This window comes from Prodigiosinella aquatilis, from assembly GCA_030388725.1.
In the GTDB taxonomy this organism is placed as follows: domain Bacteria; phylum Pseudomonadota; class Gammaproteobacteria; order Enterobacterales; family Enterobacteriaceae; genus Prodigiosinella; species Prodigiosinella aquatilis.
The window spans coordinates 1,034,975-1,056,205 of record CP128857.1 but is presented as its reverse complement, the minus strand read 5'-3'; the positions used below and the strand labels follow the sequence as shown (position 1 = coordinate 1,056,205).

At 48.8% G+C, this 21,231-nt stretch carries 19 protein-coding genes; 3 read left to right on the top strand and 16 right to left on the bottom strand.

The genetic code is table 11. The annotated features are described in order from the left end of the window. Positions 1-460 precede the first annotated feature (460 nt). Entirely contained in the window at positions 461-1,099 is a 639-nt protein-coding gene (locus tag PCO85_04965) for a pentapeptide repeat-containing protein (protein WJV54789.1), read from the top strand. Between the two features lie 477 nt (positions 1,100-1,576). On the opposite strand, the gene PCO85_04960 is transcribed toward PCO85_04965, so the two are convergent. The 5 genes from PCO85_04960 to PCO85_04940 form a co-directional block, all read right to left on the bottom strand. Beyond that, on the bottom strand, positions 1,577-2,236 hold the full coding sequence (locus PCO85_04960; protein ID WJV54788.1) for an O-methyltransferase: 660 nt from the start codon (positions 2,234-2,236) through the stop codon (positions 1,577-1,579). A 74-nt stretch (positions 2,237-2,310) separates the two neighbouring features. Further along, positions 2,311-2,940, bottom strand: a complete 630-nt coding sequence (locus PCO85_04955; protein ID WJV54787.1) for a LysE family translocator — start codon at positions 2,938-2,940, stop codon at positions 2,311-2,313. A gap of 183 nt (positions 2,941-3,123) precedes the next feature. Next, positions 3,124-4,413 (bottom strand): chloride channel protein, encoded by a 1,290-nt coding sequence (locus PCO85_04950; GenBank protein ID WJV54786.1) that lies wholly within the window; start codon positions 4,411-4,413, stop codon positions 3,124-3,126. A gap of 194 nt (positions 4,414-4,607) precedes the next feature. Continuing rightward, on the bottom strand, positions 4,608-5,924 hold the full coding sequence (locus tag PCO85_04945; GenBank protein ID WJV54785.1) for a type II toxin-antitoxin system HipA family toxin: 1,317 nt from the start codon (positions 5,922-5,924) through the stop codon (positions 4,608-4,610). Next, positions 5,918-6,247 (bottom strand): helix-turn-helix transcriptional regulator, encoded by a 330-nt coding sequence (locus PCO85_04940; protein ID WJV54784.1) that lies wholly within the window; start codon positions 6,245-6,247, stop codon positions 5,918-5,920. Before PCO85_04940 ends, PCO85_04945 begins: the two co-directional genes overlap by 7 nt. Before the next feature lie 305 nt (positions 6,248-6,552). Between PCO85_04940 and PCO85_04935 the strand changes: the two genes are divergently transcribed. Continuing rightward, entirely contained in the window at positions 6,553-7,470 is a 918-nt protein-coding gene (locus PCO85_04935; GenBank protein WJV56000.1) for a DMT family transporter, read from the top strand. A gap of 51 nt (positions 7,471-7,521) precedes the next feature. On the opposite strand, the gene PCO85_04930 is transcribed toward PCO85_04935, so the two are convergent. Then, on the bottom strand, positions 7,522-8,766 hold the full coding sequence (locus PCO85_04930) for an amino acid permease (protein WJV54783.1): 1,245 nt from the start codon (positions 8,764-8,766) through the stop codon (positions 7,522-7,524). A 1,000-nt stretch (positions 8,767-9,766) separates the two neighbouring features. Here PCO85_04930 and PCO85_04925 point away from each other — a divergent pair. Then, complete coding sequence (locus PCO85_04925) at positions 9,767-10,666, top strand: DUF364 domain-containing protein (GenBank protein WJV54782.1); 900 nt, start codon at positions 9,767-9,769, stop codon at positions 10,664-10,666. Between the two features lie 91 nt (positions 10,667-10,757). Here the strand turns inward: PCO85_04925 and tsaA are convergent, their stop codons facing one another. The 10 genes from tsaA to PCO85_04875 form a co-directional block, all read right to left on the bottom strand. Next, a complete protein-coding gene (gene tsaA, locus PCO85_04920) occupies positions 10,758-11,231 on the bottom strand; it encodes a tRNA (N6-threonylcarbamoyladenosine(37)-N6)-methyltransferase TrmO (GenBank protein WJV54781.1) in 474 nt (157 codons plus the stop codon). Between the two features lie 126 nt (positions 11,232-11,357). Next, positions 11,358-12,086 carry a DUF1295 domain-containing protein gene (locus PCO85_04915; protein WJV54780.1) on the bottom strand — a complete coding sequence of 243 codons (729 nt, stop codon included), beginning with the start codon at positions 12,084-12,086 and terminating at the stop codon, positions 11,358-11,360. Positions 12,087-12,104: 18 nt separating this feature from the next. Then, on the bottom strand, positions 12,105-13,184 hold the full coding sequence (locus PCO85_04910) for a prodigiosin biosynthesis protein PigM (protein ID WJV54779.1): 1,080 nt from the start codon (positions 13,182-13,184) through the stop codon (positions 12,105-12,107). Between the two features lie 13 nt (positions 13,185-13,197). After that, entirely contained in the window at positions 13,198-13,881 is a 684-nt protein-coding gene (locus tag PCO85_04905) for a 4'-phosphopantetheinyl transferase superfamily protein (protein WJV54778.1), read from the bottom strand. Further along, the gene (locus PCO85_04900; protein ID WJV54777.1) at positions 13,850-14,164 is read right to left on the bottom strand and encodes a RedY; all 315 of its coding nucleotides are present in this window, start codon (positions 14,162-14,164) and stop codon (positions 13,850-13,852) included. Before PCO85_04900 ends, PCO85_04905 begins: the two co-directional genes overlap by 32 nt. Before the next feature lie 13 nt (positions 14,165-14,177). Next, positions 14,178-16,490, bottom strand: coding sequence for a polyketide synthase (locus PCO85_04895; protein ID WJV54776.1), 2,313 nt, complete (start codon positions 16,488-16,490; stop codon positions 14,178-14,180). Beyond that, complete coding sequence (locus tag PCO85_04890; protein ID WJV54775.1) at positions 16,487-17,962, bottom strand: AMP-binding protein; 1,476 nt, start codon at positions 17,960-17,962, stop codon at positions 16,487-16,489. The genes PCO85_04895 and PCO85_04890 overlap by 4 nt, the downstream gene beginning before the upstream one ends. A 3-nt stretch (positions 17,963-17,965) precedes the next feature. After that, positions 17,966-19,930, bottom strand: coding sequence for an aminotransferase class I/II-fold pyridoxal phosphate-dependent enzyme (locus PCO85_04885; GenBank protein ID WJV54774.1), 1,965 nt, complete (start codon positions 19,928-19,930; stop codon positions 17,966-17,968). Then, positions 19,927-20,190: an acyl carrier protein gene (locus tag PCO85_04880; GenBank protein ID WJV54773.1), complete on the bottom strand. Its 264-nt coding sequence runs from the start codon at positions 20,188-20,190 to the stop codon at positions 19,927-19,929. The genes PCO85_04885 and PCO85_04880 overlap by 4 nt, the downstream gene beginning before the upstream one ends. Continuing rightward, the gene (locus tag PCO85_04875; protein WJV54772.1) at positions 20,184-21,230 is read right to left on the bottom strand and encodes a methyltransferase; all 1,047 of its coding nucleotides are present in this window, start codon (positions 21,228-21,230) and stop codon (positions 20,184-20,186) included. Before PCO85_04875 ends, PCO85_04880 begins: the two co-directional genes overlap by 7 nt. Between the last annotated feature and the right edge of the window lies 1 nt (position 21,231).

Genomic DNA, 21,231 nt, shown 5'->3' with positions numbered 1-21,231 from the left:
AGATGCAGGAAGGCGGCAAGAGAGCGTCCCGATGAGCTTACTCAGGTAAGTGATTCGGGTAAGCGAACGCAGCCAACACACCTGCCACTTGAAAGATGACGGGTATAAACACGCAGTACCACCCAGAGCGCATAGCGCCCTCCTGCGTTCAATCCAGTTGCATCCCTGAGTGGTACGCCGGAGCGTCTTTCAACGCTTGCCGGGACAGATTTACCAATATAAATAGAGTAGTACATGACATCAGTCTCTGTGGCAGCAGCCACCAAATCGAGGTCACGGACATACCGTTCGGATGTCGAGCACGCCTTGTCGTGGCGCGCTGAATCTGGCTTCCTGAATAGAGATAATATTCTTGAACTTGTAGCAAAATTTGGTCAGGAGTTAGTAATCTATTACACTCAGCGAATAGAATTACCAAAATACTGTCATAAGAAGAGAACTGGATAGCCGGGTGGTAACGTTGAAAACCTTACATTTTAATAATGAAAATGTTCCTGTTATTACCGGAGAAACAGTTGAGTTAGCCGATTTTTCCGAATGTGAATTTACGCGGAGAAATCTAAGTGGAGCTACCTTTATTTCATGCAATTTCTATGATAAAGAGAGGAATATGGGATGTTCATTCCATCATGGAAATATAAGAGAAACCAAATTTATTAACTGTGATTTATCATTAAGCTCTTTTAGCTATGCCGATATTTTTGGCGCAGAATTTCTGAACTGTAGATTGATAGGTGCAGATTTTGAAAACGCCAGCTTTGCAAATTTAATTGCCAAAAATAAATTTTTCTGCTCGGGCAAAATAGAGAATTGCAATCTCAGCAATGCAAACCTGGCAGGCATCATTATGGAAGATTGTATACTGAGGGAAAACAAATGGTTTGAAACAGATATTACGAAAGCTATATTTAAAGGCTCGGATCTCTCTAATGGCGAGTTTTCAGGTATCCGATGGACTGATGCCGATTTCACCGAATGCGACTTAAGAGGCTCATCGCTTCATGGACTCGATTTACGAAAAGTCAACCTTACAGGGGTTAAATTGGACGCATGGCAGATTTCCTTTTTGATTTCAGAATTAGGTATTATTATCTCCTGATTAAGTGAACCATAATTTGTGGCACTTTCTTATTTTTAATATAAAAATCACAGATGAAACGAGTATTACCCGAGGCAATAACTCCACTCAAGACAATATTCACTAATACAGTAACCACTCCCTGAACTGAAATTAATCTCACTATTATTGGTGTCATATTATTTGAGTGAACAATAACACCGAACAGAATTATCACATAGAAGGCAGTAATAACGCCTTACTCAAAAGTAACCGCAATATTGCTCGGTCTACGCTCGACTCCGGGGGGGTATTGATGTATTGCCACAGTGACTTCGCTTTCGTTGATTGGTTTGAAAACAGAGTGAACACAAAATCAAGGGCAGATGGCTTCAACCCGATTGGCTCCGGCCCCAAATATTCACTTAATCGTATAATGTAAATCAGCGCATCTACACCAATGGTTAAAGACTGAACGCAACCTTCTCGTCTCAGGGACATAACAATAGCAAAGAAGGGTTATCGATTTTGTACGCGAAACAGGGCAAAACCATCCCAGCCTTTACTTCCAACGGTCTGCAACGCGGTGCCGGTTAACACCGGTAACCCCTTCACCGCGGTCAGCATCTGGCAAATTCCTTCGGCATGCACGTCACGCTGCACATCAACAATCGCGCCGCCGCGGATAACATTATCCATAATGATTACGCTTCCGACACAACTGAGCTTGATAGCCCATTCCAGATAAAGCAGACTGTTCCGTTTATCGGCATCAATGAAGATCAGATCAAATGGCGGCTGATGCTGTAAAGTTGGTAACGACTGAGCCGCTTCGCCGACAATAATTGTCACCTGATCCTGCAAACCGGCCCGCAGCAGATTCTCACGCGCCACCTCCGCATTGACGGCTTCTTTCTCCAACGTGACCAGATTGCCGTTCGGCGGCAGCGCCCGCGCCATATATTGAGTACTAAAGCCCCCCAACGTGCCGATTTCCAGTACCCGCCGTGCACCACTGATCTGTACCATTAGCATCAGAAATTGCCCTTGCAGAGAGGACACATCGTGTGGCGGCAAGCCCCGATCAGCATTCAGCGCCAGGGTTTGCGCCAGATTAGCATTCTTCGGAAGTAAACTACGTTCCAGGTACGCATCTACATCCTGCCATTTCTGCTGCATACTGATCCTCCGGTGAATACGAAAATAACAATATAGCAAGAATATCAATTCAGCCCGACAGTTCCAGGCGTAAGTCATTTATTATCAATTATCATTTTTGTCGCCAAGCCAAACAATACCGTTCCCATCAGGTAACGTTGTACCTGCAACCAGGTGGGACGGTTGGCAAGATATACGGCAATTGTGCCGGCACTGATCGCAATAATGGCATTGACAGTAACACTGATAATAATTTGCATAAAACCAAGAAATAGAGATTGATATAAAACAGAGCCATGTTCAGGTGAAATAAACTGTGGCAATAAAGAGAGATACATAACAACAGCCTTAGGGTTAAGCAGGTTGGTAATCAATCCCATCGTAAACAATTTTCTATTACTATCTGGCGGTAATGCTTTTACCTTGAATGGAGATTTACCACCTGGTTTCACCGCTTGCCATGCAAGATAGATTAAATAGCAAACACCGGCAATCCTTAATGTGTCATAGGCAAAGGGCACCATCATCAAAAACGTGGTGATACCAAAGGCGGCACACAACATATAAAAAACAAAACCAGCTGCCACGCCAAGCAATGAAACTAATCCAGCCATTCGCCCCTGACAAATCGAGCGAGAAATCAGATAAACCATATTTGGGCCAGGTGTTAGTACCAGACCCAATGCAATGAAAGCAAAACCAACCACATTATGAATTTCTGGCATAACACATCCCTCATCATCCCACGGATTCAGTGCGCGAAATCTACAAAATTACAACATAGTTAAACTAAACCATCAAACTCATTAATGATTCCGACAACAAGTTAAAGGCATTGCTAATTGAATGATATATGGATATTTTTTGGTGATAAGTTCACTGTATTGATGTTTTAAATTTCGTTATTTTTATGGCGTTTGCTTTTCGCCGGTGCGCACAAGAGTGATCTTATCCTGTTTATGCAGATAACGCCCGGTTAGCGTTGCACCCGCCGTCGCGACGATCAGTGGTATCAAGAAACCAGACTCGACATGCGTAAACTCCACGATCAGCACAATGCTGGTGAAAGGCATGTTCATTGCGGCACCAAGAAATGCGGTGGCTCCCACAAGAGCGAAAGCGCCTGGCGCATACTCCGGGAACCACAGGTTCCACACTGCTCCGGTAATATACCCAAGCAGCGCACCACAACTCAGGCTGGGGGTCAATAATCCACCTCGGGAGCCGGCTTTCAGCGAGCCCCACACCACTCCTGTTTTGCAGATTAACAGCAGTAGCGCCAAACTTATTGACAACTGGCTGGTAAAGCTCATTTCGGCAATACCTTTCCCGTTGCCAAGCAATTCCGGTAGCCAGAGAACCAGTACGCCCATCAACGTGAAATTAATCAGGTTGAAAATAAGCAGGCGCTTATTCTGTGGTATCGATTGCTTGGCAGAGTGCATCATACGAGAAAATAGCCAGGCTGCCGCACCGAAAATAGGGCCGACCAGAAGTGCCCAGATAACCAGGCTACTTGATATATGGAATGTAGCATTGAGAGGATACTGATAATTGTCACCCAGTACATAACGGGCGGTGAGTGTGGCAAGTACACTGGTGAGCAGCGCACAGAAGGTCAGTTTCAGTCCGGTTTTTTTTAACAAAACCTCCATGGAAAACACGGCGCCAGCGAGCGGCACATTATAGACTGCGGCTAAACCGCTGCCAGCGCCACAGGCTATCAGGACACGCGCCTGTTCAGGGAGTAAGGACCAACGCTGGCTTAAGTGAGAGGCGAATAACGAGCCTAGCTCGCGAGGCGCGGTTTCTCGCCCCAGAGGCGATCCTAACCCCACGGTCACTATCTGCAAAACAATATGGATCAGCGTCTCCCTGATCGGCATGCTGACGGCACAGTTCTGTAGTGCGGCGGAGATGCTGACCAGCTTGCGTCCATAACGATACAGCAGCATCCATCCCGCGCCAGCTACCACGCCGCACATCATCATGGTCAGAAAGCGACGTGAGGGAACAGCCGCAGTGACGCCATCGAGAAAATGTTGTTGACCCAAAATATGATTCAGGCTGTAGCCATAGGCCAGATGCTGAACAGCATGCAGTAGCAACGTCAAGAGAATGCCGCCTATTCCCGCCACAATCCCGGTCAACACCAGTCCAGTGATGAAGCGCCAGTTGAAAAGGGGAAAATATGACATAGTTCACCATCGTGGATTAGCCGTTACGGGTATACGATATACTTCCGATATTGCAGGAGGAAAGTGTTCACCTTAATCACTGAATCATCTACATTTCCGTCGATTCGCGCACCGCTTTCCTCGTAGCTTAAATTATTTATACTATAAATAATTGACGTATATCATGTGTTTGTAGCGCTGCGCTTGTGTTTAAACTACATTTTTAACCTTAAATTTGATTCAACTTCATCTATCAATGATGTTGGAACCTCTTGTATATCAGCGAGTTTTCTCCAACCAGATACCGTCTCGATGGTTTCATCAATGATGTTGTTGATGCGCCCTTTGGTAAAAAGTGGGCTCAACTTTTCAAGTGAATAAAAATCCTGGCGAACAAAATCATCCCGTTTGCCATTCAAGCTCATCCAGTGACAGTTTATCCATTGGCTTCCCGGCTTGTAGCTGTAGGCTAAGTCGTAGGCTGGAGCTAACGACCACGTATCTCCGCCTAAAATGAAAGCCACGTTTTTGGAGTGATCGTCATGGTTTCGAGCAACAATATTGAATGTCATTCTTCTTAACAACTGTTCGGCATCAGTTGCTGACAATTTAAGTTGCCTTGCCACACTAAAAAGCTCTGAGTAGGAAAATGAACCCGGCTTTTTATAATCGACGTGTGCAATACCATTTAGTGTCTGGACATGGACTTTTTTGTTCCCGAGGCGGTCGAATCGTTGTGTGATGAAATGTCTGCGATTTCCTTCAGGTAATAACCGACACGGCATCATGTTAATGCCACAGCTTTTAGCCATTAGGTAATAAACATATTCCATCGCACAGAATCCCAAAGGATCACCGAAAGTCTCCTGGTTCTTATTGTGTTCGCTTACACCGTCAAATTTCATTAAGTAATGGGTAAACCCAGCAGGAACACTGGATTGGCCTGAACGAGCCTGAGTAAAGTCTGCATTAAAAGCTAAAACAGCTTTAGGTCTTGCACCACCGGCACTCATACCGACGGAAAGCAAAGACAGCATGGCTTCTCTGTCTTCCTGACCATCCTTGTTAAGCTCAACGTCGAAGTTGCTTCGAGAATCCAATATTTCCTGTGCGATAGAAATCAGGGCGTTAATCTCAACCTGTTTCGTTGCATTTAGCCCCCTCATTTTAGTTGCGGGCATATACTCAAGCGCCCCCATACCACGTTTCCCGGTATATTGGAGCCTTTGGAGTGGCGTAATTGCGCTGGGAGATTTACCTTGTGCGGCGACCCATGCATTAAGTACCGCGTTGCCAAAATCATCAGGCAGTGAATCTGCGATTAAGCCGGGCAACCCCTTAAAGGTATTAAAATTCAGTTCCGGGAAACTATAGATGCGTTTTGCTAAAGGCATTTTCAGAGGAGCGAGTTCTATGCCTTTCTTGATGAAACCAGGATCGTATTCGAAAGCACCAAGCCCGGTGTCCGTATCAAAACTTACGGCGCCGACCACATGGTCTTTATAACTGACATTGATAACTTCCATCACCATTCTGCTACATCCTCTTCATTGTTTTTTCGTTGCCCCGAGGCGCGTCGCCGCTTTTTACCCTGTAGCCTGGATAGCTGGAGCGGCGAAATCTGTTGCCTAGGAAGAAAACGCTCTAGTTGCTCTGTTAAATTAAGCGCGGCCATGATGGCAACAAAAACGTCTAGCTGAACTCTCCCTTTTTCCGCATTAAGGACTGACTTTCGCGTGATCCCGGCACGTTCAGCTACTTCTACCTGGGTCAGATCATTGTTCAGTCGAGCCTGTTTTAAACGCTCGCCTAGCTCTTCAGCAATCGAAGATGCTGATCTTTCAAGAAAACTCATAATGATCCTTAAATGGTACTTTATATCTTGAAAATATAGTTAATGAGCCAATTATAGCACATAACAGCATTTAATTATGTCGTCAGTTAAAGTTCAAAATTAAGCACACAATGCGATAAAAACCGCTTAAAGTGACAAATACAGGACATTAAAATATAAAGACTCTAATACCAATAATAAAAACCGCGTGATGGTACCCGACGTAATGGAAAGGCCATAACCTTGGGAATCTGTTGATCATCATCATTAATAAAATTGGTACGACAGAGTATGTTTTTTTCACTCCCATGACAGAGGAACACATGATGCCTTATTTGCTACTTACACTCGCTGCTATGTTCTGGGGAGGAAACTATGTGGTGGGACATATCCTGGTCAAAGGGGCAAACCCTGTCGTTATGACCGAAGCACGTTGGGCGCTTACAGCTGCGCTGCTGATGGGAATTCATTATAAACAGGTGTTATGCAACAGGAAAAAGCTCATTCGCGGTTTTCCTGTGGTTATGTTCCTGTCTGTTTTTGGTCAGGTACTCTTCCCTCTGACGCTGTACATCGGGTTGCAGTATACTTCCGCGCTGAATGCCGCGATATATATGTCTGCGACACCTTGTATTGTTTTGATAATTAATAAATTTGTCTTCAATGATGAAATATCGGTAAATAATTATCTTGGTGTGATTCTGAGCACTATCGGCGTGTGTTATCTGGTTCTCAAAGGTCAGTTAACCAGCCTGGATGCTTTCAAGCATTTGAACCAGGGCGATTTGTGGACAATGGGTTCAGCTATCAGTTGGGCTTTTTATTGTTCATTTCTAAGGAAAAAAGATAAAACCATTCCCGGCAATGTTTTTGTCGCCGTCAGTTCCCTGACGGGATCGGTCATCCTTATTCCCATATTAGCCGCTTATCTGCTTGTCAATGGTCCCGTGGATGTCTCTTCCTACCACCATGTTGGATTTATAACCGGACTTGCCTATTTGGTACTGTTCCCCTCCTGGCTGTCTTATTTGTTTTGGAACCGCGGTATTGCTGAAATTGGTGCCACCCGAGGAGAAATCTATACCCATATTATTCCACTGTCTGGCGGCATTTTCAGTGTTGTGTTCCTGGGAACCACATTTGAATCATTCCACCTTATCAGTGCCGGGCTCATCATGGTCGGGATCTGGCTGTGCTCAAAAACGCTGGCTAAGCCGTCACCTAAGACAGCGCTTTCAGAATAAATAAGGTTTTATCCGTTACTATTTTTAGCACCGACTCGGATTCATTGCGCATCACCAGCCAGCTGGCAGATAGTCCAACAGTGACGCGATGGCATACACTGCGCTGGACAGATACAGCAACACAATGCTGACCTGCAACAGTGGGTGGGTGATCCAACTACATTGCCAGCGAGGTACTTTGTCACCATGCTTACGTGCCCCTCGCAGAATCAACATCGGCATAACCGACAAGATCACCCCACTGAATACGCCGGCAAAATACAGTGCGTTGACGAATGACACCAGGCCGCTGTAAGCCAGAACGAACGGTGGCAACACCACTAACAGCAGCACGCTGAAACGACGCAGCGGTTGCTCATCACGGCCCAGTTTGAACTGATCGAAAATATTGCTCAGAAAGCTGCCGCCCAACCCCCAGTAAGAGGTCAACATCGCGCACAGCGCAAAGATGTTAGCGGAGAAAAACGCCCACTGCCCCAGCGCCTGGCCCCACGAAATAGTTGCTACGTCGGAGATACTATTCAGTCCGCCAAGCGCAATCACCGACATCGGCACCGCCGTCAGCAGCACAAAGGTCATCACCATGCCAACGATAATCGCCTTTGGCAACTGCTCAGGCTTGTCCGAGAAGCCGCGCGCCATTTCCGGCACGATATATTGTGCCGAAAAACAGAACACCACCACATTGAATACCGGCACCATAAAACGCCAGTCCCCGTCCAACAGATTGTGCATCTGAGTCGTGTCTTTCAATAGCGTCGCGACTACCAGGACGCTCAGCATCACCACCATGCCGATACTGATAAATTTCTCACCGCAGCCAATCGCTTTCAGCCCAAGATACAGCACCCCCGCAGCTGGAGCGAAGAACAGTAGACTACCGATCGCTGGGGAAATACCGAGCAAAGACTGCAACAACTTGCCACTGCCGGTCATATAAGCGGTGAGCGCCCCCACACTGTTGACGCAAACCGAGGCAAACATCAGCCAGGAGCCCATGCCACCGACATAACGCTTTGCCAACCCGCTCAGTTGCAAGTGGGCATGAGTACGCAGTGTGGATTCAGCGACATACAGCATGGTAATGGTGGTCAGCACACCGACCAACACCAACCAGAACAGCAATGGTAAGAAGCCGGATTTGCTGGAAGCGTAGGCAATAGAGAGGACACCAGCGCCAATGTTGGTACCAACGATCATCGCCACCCCTTCGAGAAAACTCAGAGGTTTGGCCGGTGCAGGTGCTCGTGCCACGGTGGAAATCGCTGAAGAAACATAGATATTATCAGAAGACATGTATCATCCTTTCTCCCCCGGTAGCGCCGGCTAGCGGGATAGGTTAATTTGCCAGTGGTTAACAGCCACATCGCTATACCCGATAGATTTCAAGGCGGGTATGCGCAGGCATTTCAGCTCCAGATACACCTAAATTCTGTAGCGCGGTCCATCACACCTGATCCTGACGGTTTCACATCGTCAAAGGGTGCCAGTTACACCATTCATTCACATTTTTGAAACAATAAGTTTTATTTATGCAGAATGTGGCCCTGTAATCTAGAGCCAGTTGCAAATAATTGAAGGGTCCAATTTCGATCATGAGATGATGATTTATTGGTGCGGCATCTTGATAAAACAACCAATAACCATATGAATAATAAATGATATAACAAATACATCGTCAGTATTACGATGTACTGGCTGTCACCTTTCAGCTGTCAATCGTCTCGCGGGGCACAATATGATAGCCAGGCGATCACGCAACACAACATTAACCATCCTTGAACAATTATCAGGAGGAAAAGGGAAATAAAAGTACGATAACAGAGCAAAATCGTTTACAGGCAAAGCGACGGGTAGTCGGCCTAACCACGTCAGAGTAAAGCGTACGTCAGATCGACCAGATTAGGGGGTGATTCTTCTTGCTTAAATATAGCATATGCCATATTGTTCTATATGTAGCACCTGCTCTTTTGGTTGATCAGAAGGATCGTTTCCAAACCTTAACATAAAGAGAAACTTTGCGACCAGGTAGCCTGCCGAAGCGTTAAACTGAATCAAAGTTCGGATCTCTGCGTCAAAAAGGAATTTATGCAGATGAGCTCGAATAGTCGACATAGCCAATTTACCCGAGGATGTAACAACGGCGGGCTACGATATAAACAGAGGCTTCACGCCGGACATTAACCAACACGCTAAAAAACCGTCTGATGTACAGTGATTGACTGTCTGATTCACGGGAAAACACATGTCTGGACAAGCCCGCAGCGCATCCGGACCAAAGCATAAAGAGATATCTATGAATTACCATGACCTCAGAAAGATCATCACATTGCGTAAATTGGGCCTAAAAAAGCGTAGCATTTGGAAAATGATGTGGTCTTCTGACGCAACAAAACTAAATTACCCGCAATTTATACAACAGCTGCAACAACTCGAATCCTCCTATCAGCAGAACAAGCTGCATTCAGATAACGAAATCAACGAGCTGTACGCGCTTCTCAAAAAGGATTTTCTTGAGCAAGTTAACAAATTCGATCTTCAGCGGGAAAAGTTGCAAATCCGCTGTCAGGCGCTCAGCCCGGTTGAAGCTATTGGTCATCCTCAACATCAGGACTATCCCATTATTCGAGGTCATGAAAAGATGATCGAGGCGGATTTTATGGGGAGCCGGGGCCAGGCGTTTACCGATCACTATCACAACAGCGAATATTCACTACAGCAGATCCTTGAACTACCACTAAAGAACGACCAGCAACGGGCTGATTTTATTGCCGCACTCAATGCAGTTTATCGACACCTGAAACTATGTGATAAGACCGTACATTGTAAAAACGATGAAATCGTCCTGTGCGGCAAGCAGGTAGATAGTGCCGTGATGGCAGATCAAAAAATTTTACTGATCGGTCTACAGCCGAGGATTCTGGAAAACTTGTCGAGCAAACAGCCTATTCGGGTAATCGATCTTGATCCGAGCAATGTAGGCCAGCACAAATATGGCGTCACCATCGAAGATGAATCGCAGACCGAGACAGCCATCGATTGGTGTGACCAGATCCTGGCGACCGGATCAACGTTGGTTAATGGCACCATCTGCCAATTTTTACAATCTCAAAAACCGGTTACTTTTTTTGGTGTCACGATCTCAGCAGCAGCCAAGATCTTGAATCTGGATCACTACTGCTTTTGTGGGCGCTGACACCACACACAATATGGCCACAAAACCAACCGGAGGCATCTTAACTTCGGCAATAAAAACGAAAATAGCAACCAGTGAACGAATTCATGTTCTATTTAAAACGCTCGTCAGATAGCGTCTGATGTGGATTCATCCCCTGCAAATACCAGCCATCACGGGTTCCCTGAACATTATCGAAAGCTTGAATATAAGGTTTGATATCAATAATGGGTGTGCCGTTCAGCAGGTCCAGACCTCGAACATGCAAGACATTTTTCTCCCGGCGTTCTAATTGCACAATAGTGAGACCAAGTGGATTAGGCCGTCTTGGTGAGCGAGTAGCAAAAACACCGCGCTCCTGAGTATCCAGGAACGGTTTTACCTTAAGGCTATGGCTGTTAGAACGATGCAGGTGAAACAGCAAATAAAGGTGGGAGAATCCCTCAATATCTTGTAATCCTTCGGCATAGTCATCAAAAAGCACGATAGTCCCACAAGAGTCGGAGATACCATATCCTTGTAATGGTACGCCATCGACGGATTCGAACGCTGTCATAGCCTTACCGATTTCAGAAAACTCAATCATTTGATGCTCATTAACAGTAGATGGTGACAATATTTTACCGCTTGAATAGAGCATATGCTATGAAAGAGTGACCTTGATACCCAAGGCTATCGTTAATCAAACTGCTGCTGTTCCCTAAGCTATCCACTAAAAGATAAAGGGGATGAAGCACTTCACTTTCCTTTTATAGTCAAGCCAGGCATTACCATAGCGCTGTTCGGCCATTTTCTCACTTTTGGGAATCGCATCAGCGAAGTATTGGACAATATTGGTCAGCGGCGCAATTACCCCAAACCAGTTGCCCGCCAGCAGTCCGAAACTGGCAAAAATCAGAAAGTCGCCAAAATAATTGGGATGACGAGACGTCGCCCAAAACCCGGAGCAGAGGATCTGACCTTTATTTTGCGGATTTTGTTTGAAGCGGCGCTTTTGGTAGTCTCCGCCAAAGTGATAGAGGGTGCCGAGACTATAAACCACGATGGCTACCCATTGAACTGTGCCAAATGGCCCTTGCAATTGACTGGCCCAGTAAAAAGGCAGGCAATACAACCACCCGAAGATGTTCACCATCATCACCGCCAACAACGGCACCTGTTGCGTAGGTAACACATCCTTGAGTTTGGATGCAGCAGTATTGCCGTACCATAGTGTCAGCACAATATTCATATGAAGCAGATAGATACCGACAAAGGCCAGGATTAGGGCTTTATGGTTTATATCACCCCCACCAAAATAGCAAAATACCAAGGCAACCGGCCCCATCGCATTAAATCCCCACAAAAACATCGGCCGGGTATCCCGTGCCTTTTGGCTCGTCACGAAGGCCAAAACAGACATGACTAATAATACGACAACCACTGCAATCCAAACGTCCATTATCGATTCCTTATCCGGTTAGGGTTGTTTTACATCAGCCCCGTTTTCAGGGGAGAAACTATGCTGAGTTGTGGTTAAAATACGCTGCCAGGCGCGTCTTGGGGTGGGTATTCCCGACTGACGGTGCTGACCAAAACGCGCAAAAAAAACCAGTAATCCGGTGAGCCGGACAGTGTCAGCCAAAGCGCGCCGCGCAGTGGCGTGCTGCACCAGCACACTGAGCGGATGCAAGCTCCACCCCCACGACTGTAACATCAGCCACAGTTGGCCAAGCTTCATTCCGGCGATAAACAGATTTTCGTCGCTCTCATGTTCAAGACTCAACGCCAGGTATTGCGGGCCTTCCACCACCAGTTCGGCCAGCCCTTTCGCCATGGAAGCAGGCAATCGCAATCGTTTTGCCAGCCAGTTTAGCCTGGGATGAAACGCAATCCGAAAAAACCACCTAAATCCCCATGACACCGGCCCAAACAGATGATGCAGATAAAACCCATCTTCGGCGGCCTGCTGCTCATTGAACCGAATATAGTGATAAGTTTCCCGCCAGGCCTGTTGATCGGCAAAATCAAGCGATGCATAGTTTGCCGTGAGAAAAGCGACGTCATGACGCGTCGGTTCGTCATATTTGATATTGCAGGTCACCGGTGAGCGGTCAAATAACGCGTATAGTTGCGCCAGTTGTTGTTCATTCACCGGTGTCGGCTGATAAGCTGTTCTGACCGTATGCCGATCGCTGATCCTTTGCACCCATTGCTGATATGCCGCCACATCAGCGACACAGGGTGTACCCGGCACAAACGATATCAACATACCGCTCGAGCCGTTCTGCCGCGCCCCCACCCACTGCCAGTCAAGCGGATAGCCTGAATACTTGAGCAACGTACTCAAGTATTCAAAGAAGATCCCACAACTCATCAGCATCTCGCGCTCCAGCGAGGGTAATCCCTTGAGGGCGCGCTGCCGATCAATCGAGACTTCACCACATCGGGTAACCGCATCGTAGTGAACAGACCAAGGCTGGCAATTATGTGATGATGGCGCTAACCGTGCGATATTAATGGCGTTTTGCAATGCTTGTTCAAATGTGTCATTCACCATGATGAGATTCCCCTTATCGCTCAATAGACCCACCGGGAACCACCACAATATCCGTGTCAGTCATCAATGATCCCTGTAGCGGAAAACACAGTGCGCATACCCAATCCAGGCTATACCACAACCAAAACTGCCGGCACTCCAGTTGGTCAGGATGCGATACCAACGCATTATGCCAATCGATGCGGATATCGCTGAGCCGATAGGGAAGTCCACAACCATGACTTTTTAAAAATGCTTCCCGAATGGCCCAGGCCGCACACGCCTGAACCCGGCCCCAATGCCGTTCACTGCCAGCAAAGGCGTAACGCCACGCCGTCGTACCAAAGGTGCGATACTGCTGAAGGTCGATTCCCACCGCAGTATCGCTGGTCGCCCCGGCATACCATGAATGCGAATGGCTGATCGACACCGCACGTTCGCCCAATAGGGGATGTTTACCCACCGGCTGACCACTCGGCCGATGGGTCAGTGTAAAACCCGCCACCTGAGAGGTGCCATCCCCGGTTTGCCAAACCCGATTCAGCAGTGCTACCGCCAGTTCACGTGCCCGCTGTTTCACCATCCGTTGTTGTAGGGCAACCCCTATCGTGTGGCATTCGGCAACCGAAATGGTAATACCGCGGTTATGATGCCCGCACCTAACCCATGGCGGAACAACGCCGTCCTTATGATGGATAACCATCGGCGATCCGCTCACCCGCTATCTCCTCAACCACCTCAGCCAGTTGATCAAACTGGCTCACCAGTCTTTGAAAAAGCGGGGTTTGCATCTCTTGTGCAAAGGCGTCCATCGAGCTTATGTGAATAATCTCAATAAAATGAAATGGCGCTTCCGCCACCTGACTGACCTCAACCACTTCAAAGGCCAATACGGCGTCAAGACTCTCGCAAGCGCAATAATCCGTGGTTTCAACCCAATGACGAAATGCCGAACGCTGAGTAATATCTTTCAGGCGAATTTTATGGACGATAACCTTCATCTACACTTCCTTTTTAAGACGATTGTCTGATGACAAGGTGATAGTTAATACCGCCGGTACCAAAGGCGTTGATCGCCGCCTTGCGTTGACCATCCTCAGACAGCCGCCAGGGTATGGCCCGTTGCGGCACCTCCGCCGGGACATCGCCCAAGGGTAAATCAACATTGAGTTCAGACACTGGCGTGGGGGGGATCCGCTCATGTTCGAATGCGCTCAACACTTTACACAAACTGAGCGCGCCAGCACCGGCGAAACAGTGACCGAAGTTGTACTTCGCCGACCCAATATACAGCGGTGAATGCTTGTCACGGTGGTAACTGTACTTCAGTGACATCACTTCCGATTTATCCCCAAGTTCGGTTCCGGTACCGTGTGCTTCAAGATATTGCACTGTTTGGGCATCGATGGTGATCAGACTCAGGGTTTTCTTGATCGCCAACGCCTGCCCCAATGGATCTGGCGCCGTCATGGAACAGCTATCGCAAGAACCCGATATCGCTTCAATGGTGGCAATCGCCAGAGGTACAGGGTGATGGGTCAGCATAACAAAACCGCCGCCATCTCCCGGCGTAAACCCGTCAGCGCCTTGTGAAAACGGGCGAATACGCGAGACCGAAAGCATCATCTGCGCGCTGCACAACACCAGATCCCGCTCTAATGTCGCCGTTTCGATGCCGCCAACAATCACCGCGTCATAACGTCCCGCTTGCAGTGCCCTGACCGCATCATGCACTGCGGCCAGCGAACTGGCACAAGCGGCTTCCACCGCATAGCAATCAGCGCTAATGCCAAAATATTGCGCCAAAAGCTGTGCTGTCCCGATGCCGCAGGCACCGTACCAACTCCAGTGGTTAATCGAAGGCAGCTCAGGCAGAGGGATTGCTCCTTCTGAACCCGGCAGGCCGGACCATAATGCCCTCATAGCCTGTAGCCGATCCGCGCTTAACGACAAATTACTGGCAACGATGATCGCCACACGCTCGAACTGGCGAATCTTTTCAGACCAGGAATGGCAGCTATTCAGCGCATACAATTGCGTCACATCCAGGCGCTGTTTTTTAGCCGGCATCATCGGTTTTTTCAACGCCACTTCACTGGGAGAATGCGCTGGGAAACTCATCGTACGATGAATATAGGTACTGAGTTTTTGTTGGGTGGTGCGCACAAACGCCTCAGCATTAAGCTGCGCCGGACTATGCTCCCGCAACGCATCTTCACCCTGCTCCAGCGTCTGCCAAAACTGTGATTTGTCCAATCCCTGACCAGTAATCGGTTGATAGTCGACAATCGCGACACGGTCATCCACGGCGGGAGTCAATGACTGCGTTTGCGCTACGTTGACCTGCCAACGCCCGCCAGTAAAGGACCGGCCTTCACAACTTTGATGCTGGCACAGCATCATCTCAACGATCTGGCAAAAAACCTGGTTGGCTCCGGCAAAGTACAACGCAGCTGGATGGTCTGCCTCAGGTTGCGGCGCCCCATCATGGGTGGTCACAACATCCCCGAGTTGGGTCAGTACGGGCCACCCTTGCTCATGTGCCACCGCGAGGGGACACACCACCAGACTGATCGCCCCTTCCAGCCAACAGACATCTTGCGATACCCCTTGTTCGAGCAGCATGTACGCCTGGGGACGATGGTGAAAACATTGAACAGAAGTCAACACCGCCATCTGGCTGTCATGATAGCGAAAACAGTCCTGAGCCAGTTGCAATAAACGTAGCCCGCCCTTGTCAGCACCGTCGAGGGTCTGACATTTACCGCGCGTATGAGCAAAGTGAGCGATTCGCGCAGGAATGCTGGAGGCCATTTCCCCCACCCGATCATGGGATGAACACCCAAGCGACTCCGCCAACGGTTGTTTATAGTCGTCAAGCCGACGCATCACCTCCGCCGCCGAGCAACCTTGTGCCTGAAGTTTTTCGGCTAATGCCCGTAACGCGCTCACTTTCGTCGCATTGCGGTAGGCGGCATCACTGCCCAGGTGAATAGCACAAAACTGATCGCAGCAGTCACGTAGTGATTCCGGCAGCACCAGCCCCGCCAGAGCATCTTCGGCAGCCCGCAGTGCCAGACGGGTTTCCCGGCTAACGGCTTTCCTGAATAAAGGCGGAATAGAAAACTTTTTAAAATCAAACCCGGAATCATCCACCTGCCGACCTTGAATTGGTCGAGATGTCTCGCTCCACGCCAGCGGAGACGCTGACCGAAACATCATTTCCCAATCCGCAATAGTGTCTAGCGCCCGAAAATGGTCAACACCGGGCAACACGCAACCCATGCTGACCACCGCCAGTGGTGCGATGTGTTTATCATTACTCATACCGCGATCACCCCGGCTAACTGCTTACGATCAACCTTGCCATTGGCGTTAACCGGCAAACTCTCGGTGATCACCAGCTTATTGGGGATCATATAAGACGGAAGTTTCTGTTGCAGGAACTGTTTTAATTCCAGCAAACCCGGCGGCACCGCGCCAGTCTGTAGACTGATCACCATGATTAACGTCTGCCGGAGATCTCCAAGTTCGACACATAGCGCCGCCCGATCAATCGCCGGATGCTGATGAAGTACCGACTCAATCTCGCCTAACTCCACTCGATAACCATTGATTTTGACCATATCATCAATACGACCACGGAATACCAGCCCCTCTGGCGTCATCTCTACCCAGTCTCCGGTGGCATGGCATTGACGTTGATGCAAAGCGGCCTGCCGGGGAACGACCACATTGCTGTAGCCCGGCGTCACACACGGCCCACTGATCAGCAACTCACCGCTTAAGCGCAGTTGTGCCGTCAGCGGATGTCGGTCACCATTTTCATCTTCGAGCTGTGCCGTTAGTCCTTCAAGGGGAAGTCCAATCGGCACCTGTTTCAACATAGCCAGTCGCGCCCGATCAATCGCATAGGCCACGCAGACATTGGTTTCTGTGGGGCCATACCAGTTACTGACCCGGCATGGCTGAGGCAAACAAGGCAAGAGCCGTTTTAACGCCGTGACCGGATAGGGCTCGCCAGCGAAAATGACTTGCCGCAGAGATTGACCGAGCGTCGGGTTCAACAGTGTACTTTTTTCCAGCATGGCTAAAATGGAAGGCACACTGTACCACACCGACACCGCATGCCTTTGCAGCCCCTGTGCCAACGCGGTGCAATCTTTCTGTTCGCTTTCGCGAATAATCCAGGTGGCAGCACCAACATAAGCACTGGCAAACAGGTCAAAGGTACTTAAATCAAATGCAAAACTGGCGTGATTGGACAGAACATCCTGCGCTGTCAGTTGCGTATCCCGCACCGCCCACTGGATAAAAAAGCCCAGCATTTCGTGGCTGATTTGCACCCCTTTCGGCGTACCTGTTGAGCCTGATGTATATAAAATGGCCGCGATGGGATTGCGGTACACCACACGCCCAACCGGTTGCTCCGCATCGAAAGAGAGTTGGCTATCGAGTGTGGCTAACCACGCTGTATCAATAATCAACGCCGGGGCGGCGGCGGCAATAATGCGTTCAATACGCGATGACGGCTGACTATAGTCAATGGGAATGTAGTGGTTACCACTTAGCCAGGTAGCATACATCGCCGCAACCGCATCCAGACTTTTCGGCAAATTAAGCAAAATAGCCTGACCCGATAATCCGGCTTGTTGCAAGGCCGAGGCCATAACATGAGCACGAGTGACCAATTGCCGATAATTCCAGTGTTGATCACCGCACAACAATGCTGTCCGTTCTGGCGTTTGTTGGGCGTGCCTGATGAGACTGTCGATAATCACGGAAATGGATATTGTCATCGGTTAAGCCTCCGCGACACTCGCGTTCTCTTCCTGATGAGCGGATACATTAACCGGCACGCCGACTTCCAGAGCCGATGCCACCAGGATCGCATACGCCTCGTCCAAATCTTCCCGGGTATGTTCGGAGGTGATGCTGATGCGTAAACGCGCATCTCCCACACTAACACCGGGGAAAACGACCGTCTGACAAAACATTCCCCGCGCCCGAACCGCACGACCAAAGAAAAGCGTCTTGGCATCATCGCCGACCACAATCGGAATAATGGCCGAATCAGAGTTCTCAAGATCAAAACCGGCATTAAGTAATCGAGTACGGAAATAGTAAATATTGTCCCACAGTTTGGCTAAACGCTCAGGTTCACGCAGCATCACATCAATTGAGGCGATCACCCCCGCCGCCACGGGTGCCGGAATAGTGGCGGCAAAAACATAGGAGTTGGAATAAAAGCGTAAATACTCAACCACGTCGCCATCACCACAGACATAACCGCCCAGACCGGACAGCGCTTTACTCATGGTTCCCAGTTCCAGATCCACCTGACCTTTCATATTGAAGTGTTCGGATGTTCCGGCCCCGGTTTTCCCTAAAACTCCCGTGGAGTGCGCATCATCCACCAGCACACGTGCGCCGTAACGTTCGGCTAGCTTCATCAACCTGGGCAGGTCGACAATATCGCCATGCATACTGAACACCCCATCGGTCACAATCAGTTTACCGCCAGGATGATCGGCATATTTAGCCAGGGATTTTTCCAGACTCGTCAGGGAGTGGTTGTAGATCTTGCGTTGCGCGCCAGCCAGCTTACAGCCATCCTGAATACTCATGTGATTGATGGCATCAGTAAACACCAAATCGTGTCTGCTGGTCAGCGCCGAGATGCAGCCCAAATTAGCCGAGTAACCGGAAGGATACACAATGCAATCATCACGGCCTTTAAGTTTGGCCAGTTTGCGCTCCAGCTCTAAATGCAGCACATTACTGCCGGCGATAATACGACAGCCGGTATTGGTGGCTCCATATAAGCTGGCCGCATCCTGAATTGCATGAATGATTTCCGGATGATTCGACAATCCCAGATAGCTGTTGGAGCCGAACATTAAAAACTCACGGTGTTGACCGGTCGCTTCATCAAACATGACGGCCCGGTTTTTACACGGCGTTTCCAGTGGCATGCCATAGAAATAGAGCTGCCGCTTCTTTTTATCCTGGTAAAAAAGATGAAACTCCCGCGCCTTGTGGAAAATATCCGGATGCTCTATCCCCACAAAATCACGCATGGTGCGTGGATCGCCGATCTCGGCATTGATCGCGGCGGATGTCGCTGTTGGCGGGGTCACCTCTACCGTCGTGTCGGCATCATCATGGTCATTGACGGGGGCGGATTGCCCTTTCCCGCGTTGTTCAAACCAATCCTGACCTTTTTCTTGCACCAGACACGCCGCTAAACACTGCTTCAGCGCAGACAGCGTGTTGCAGTTCGCGATGGCAGTTTCGCTATTTAATTGCAGCGTATCGAGTAGTTCACTCTGAGCGGACGCCACCGACACCGAGTCAATCTTCAGATCACTTTCGATTCCAGCATCCAGCACCAGCTCATTGACATCATAACCACTATGATTGGCAAAGATCTGACAGACAAGATTGCCAAGCCAAAGGTCAGCATCCCCGGAGAGAGCAATTGCTGTCGGCTCGACTTTTTCCGACAATTGAAACTCGCGTTGCAAAATACCGTCAAGCGCGTCCTGGATGGTGTTTATATCCTGAATCAACAATGGCGTATTAAGCTGAAACTGCCTGCACAGCAAAACAACAATCTCTGCCAGTGCGATGGAATCCACCCCCAGATCATTTTCCAAATGGCTGGTTAACGATAGATCCGACACGTTGTATCCGGTCAATCGCGCGAAAGTGTGCAATACAGATTGTTTCAGGGTTTCATAGGTCTCGGTCGTTACATCGTTCATGCCGCACCTCCCTGCTCCGGATGCGCCTTCAGCCGCTGCACCAGCTCAACCATGCTCTGCACGGTGGCGAAATTTGCCGGGTGAATCTCTTGCATGCCAATCGAGACCTTGCTCTCTTGTCTTAAAAAATCCACCAGATCAAAAATCGCCGCCGAATCAACTATATTCAGCTCAAACAAGGGCGTTTGGCTATCCAGGCCATCCTTCTCACCATCCAAAAACTGAGTAGCGATATGGTTTATCAATTTACTTTCTAACATTGTGAACTCCCGTTGTTATGCGTTGTTTTCTCGCCGACTATCAGTGTACGAGGACCGGATATATCCATGATCCGGGCATTGCTGAATCCTGCCTGATGAAACCGGGACAGATACTCCTGAGGACTGCTTTCGATACCACCATCGGTGGATACCAACATGTTTAGCGAAAGTAGCGCGGTAAACTCAGGGCCTGATTTATCCGCATTCAGCGGCGTTTCAGAGGCGATAAACCGACCGCCGACCGGCATCGCATCATAGATATTTTTCAAGATGATCAATTGTGTTTCAGGAGCGTAGTCATGCAGCATCCATCCCAGATGGATCAGGTCATAATCACCAATCGGCAGATCACCGCTAATCACATCCCCTTCAAGCACCTGGATCCGCTGCCCGTAACCTTGCTGAACCAACTTGTCACGCAAAAACGCCGACGTTTGGGGCAGCTCGCAAATCGCCAGATTAACGCCCGAATAGGCATTGGCTACCGCGATAGGCAAACTCCCAATCCCACTGCCAATATCTAAAAATGCCTGATGCTGTGAGAAGTCATAATCCTGAATAAACCCGTCGATAAAGGGGGCGGCGAATTTTCCCAGAAACTCCTGAAAATCAGTTACGTCATCTGGGTTCTGGTACAAAATATCGAACCAGCTTCGATCATCGCCGAAGACGGTCTGCCGCTGGTGGGTATCGTTTTCAACAGCTGCTTTCAACTCTCCCCATAGCGGGTATAGAAAAGTGTCGATATGACGGCCCAGCCATCCCAGCCACTGTGGTTCATCGCTGACCAAAAACGCCCGGTGTTCCTGCGGCAAATGGTAAAGGCCGTCCTGTTTTTCAAGATATCCCATCGCTTGCAAGGCAATGAGTAACTGCTCGCTCGAACGCAGGGGACAGTTGAGTAATGCGGCCATCTGTTTAGCGCTGCGATCCTGATCACGCAGGTGATCAAACAACTTTAATGACAGCGCCGTGATCAGCGTTTTGGACTGAAAAAAGCCCATCATCTGGTTGACTGCGTCTTGTTTGGTTAATGTCATT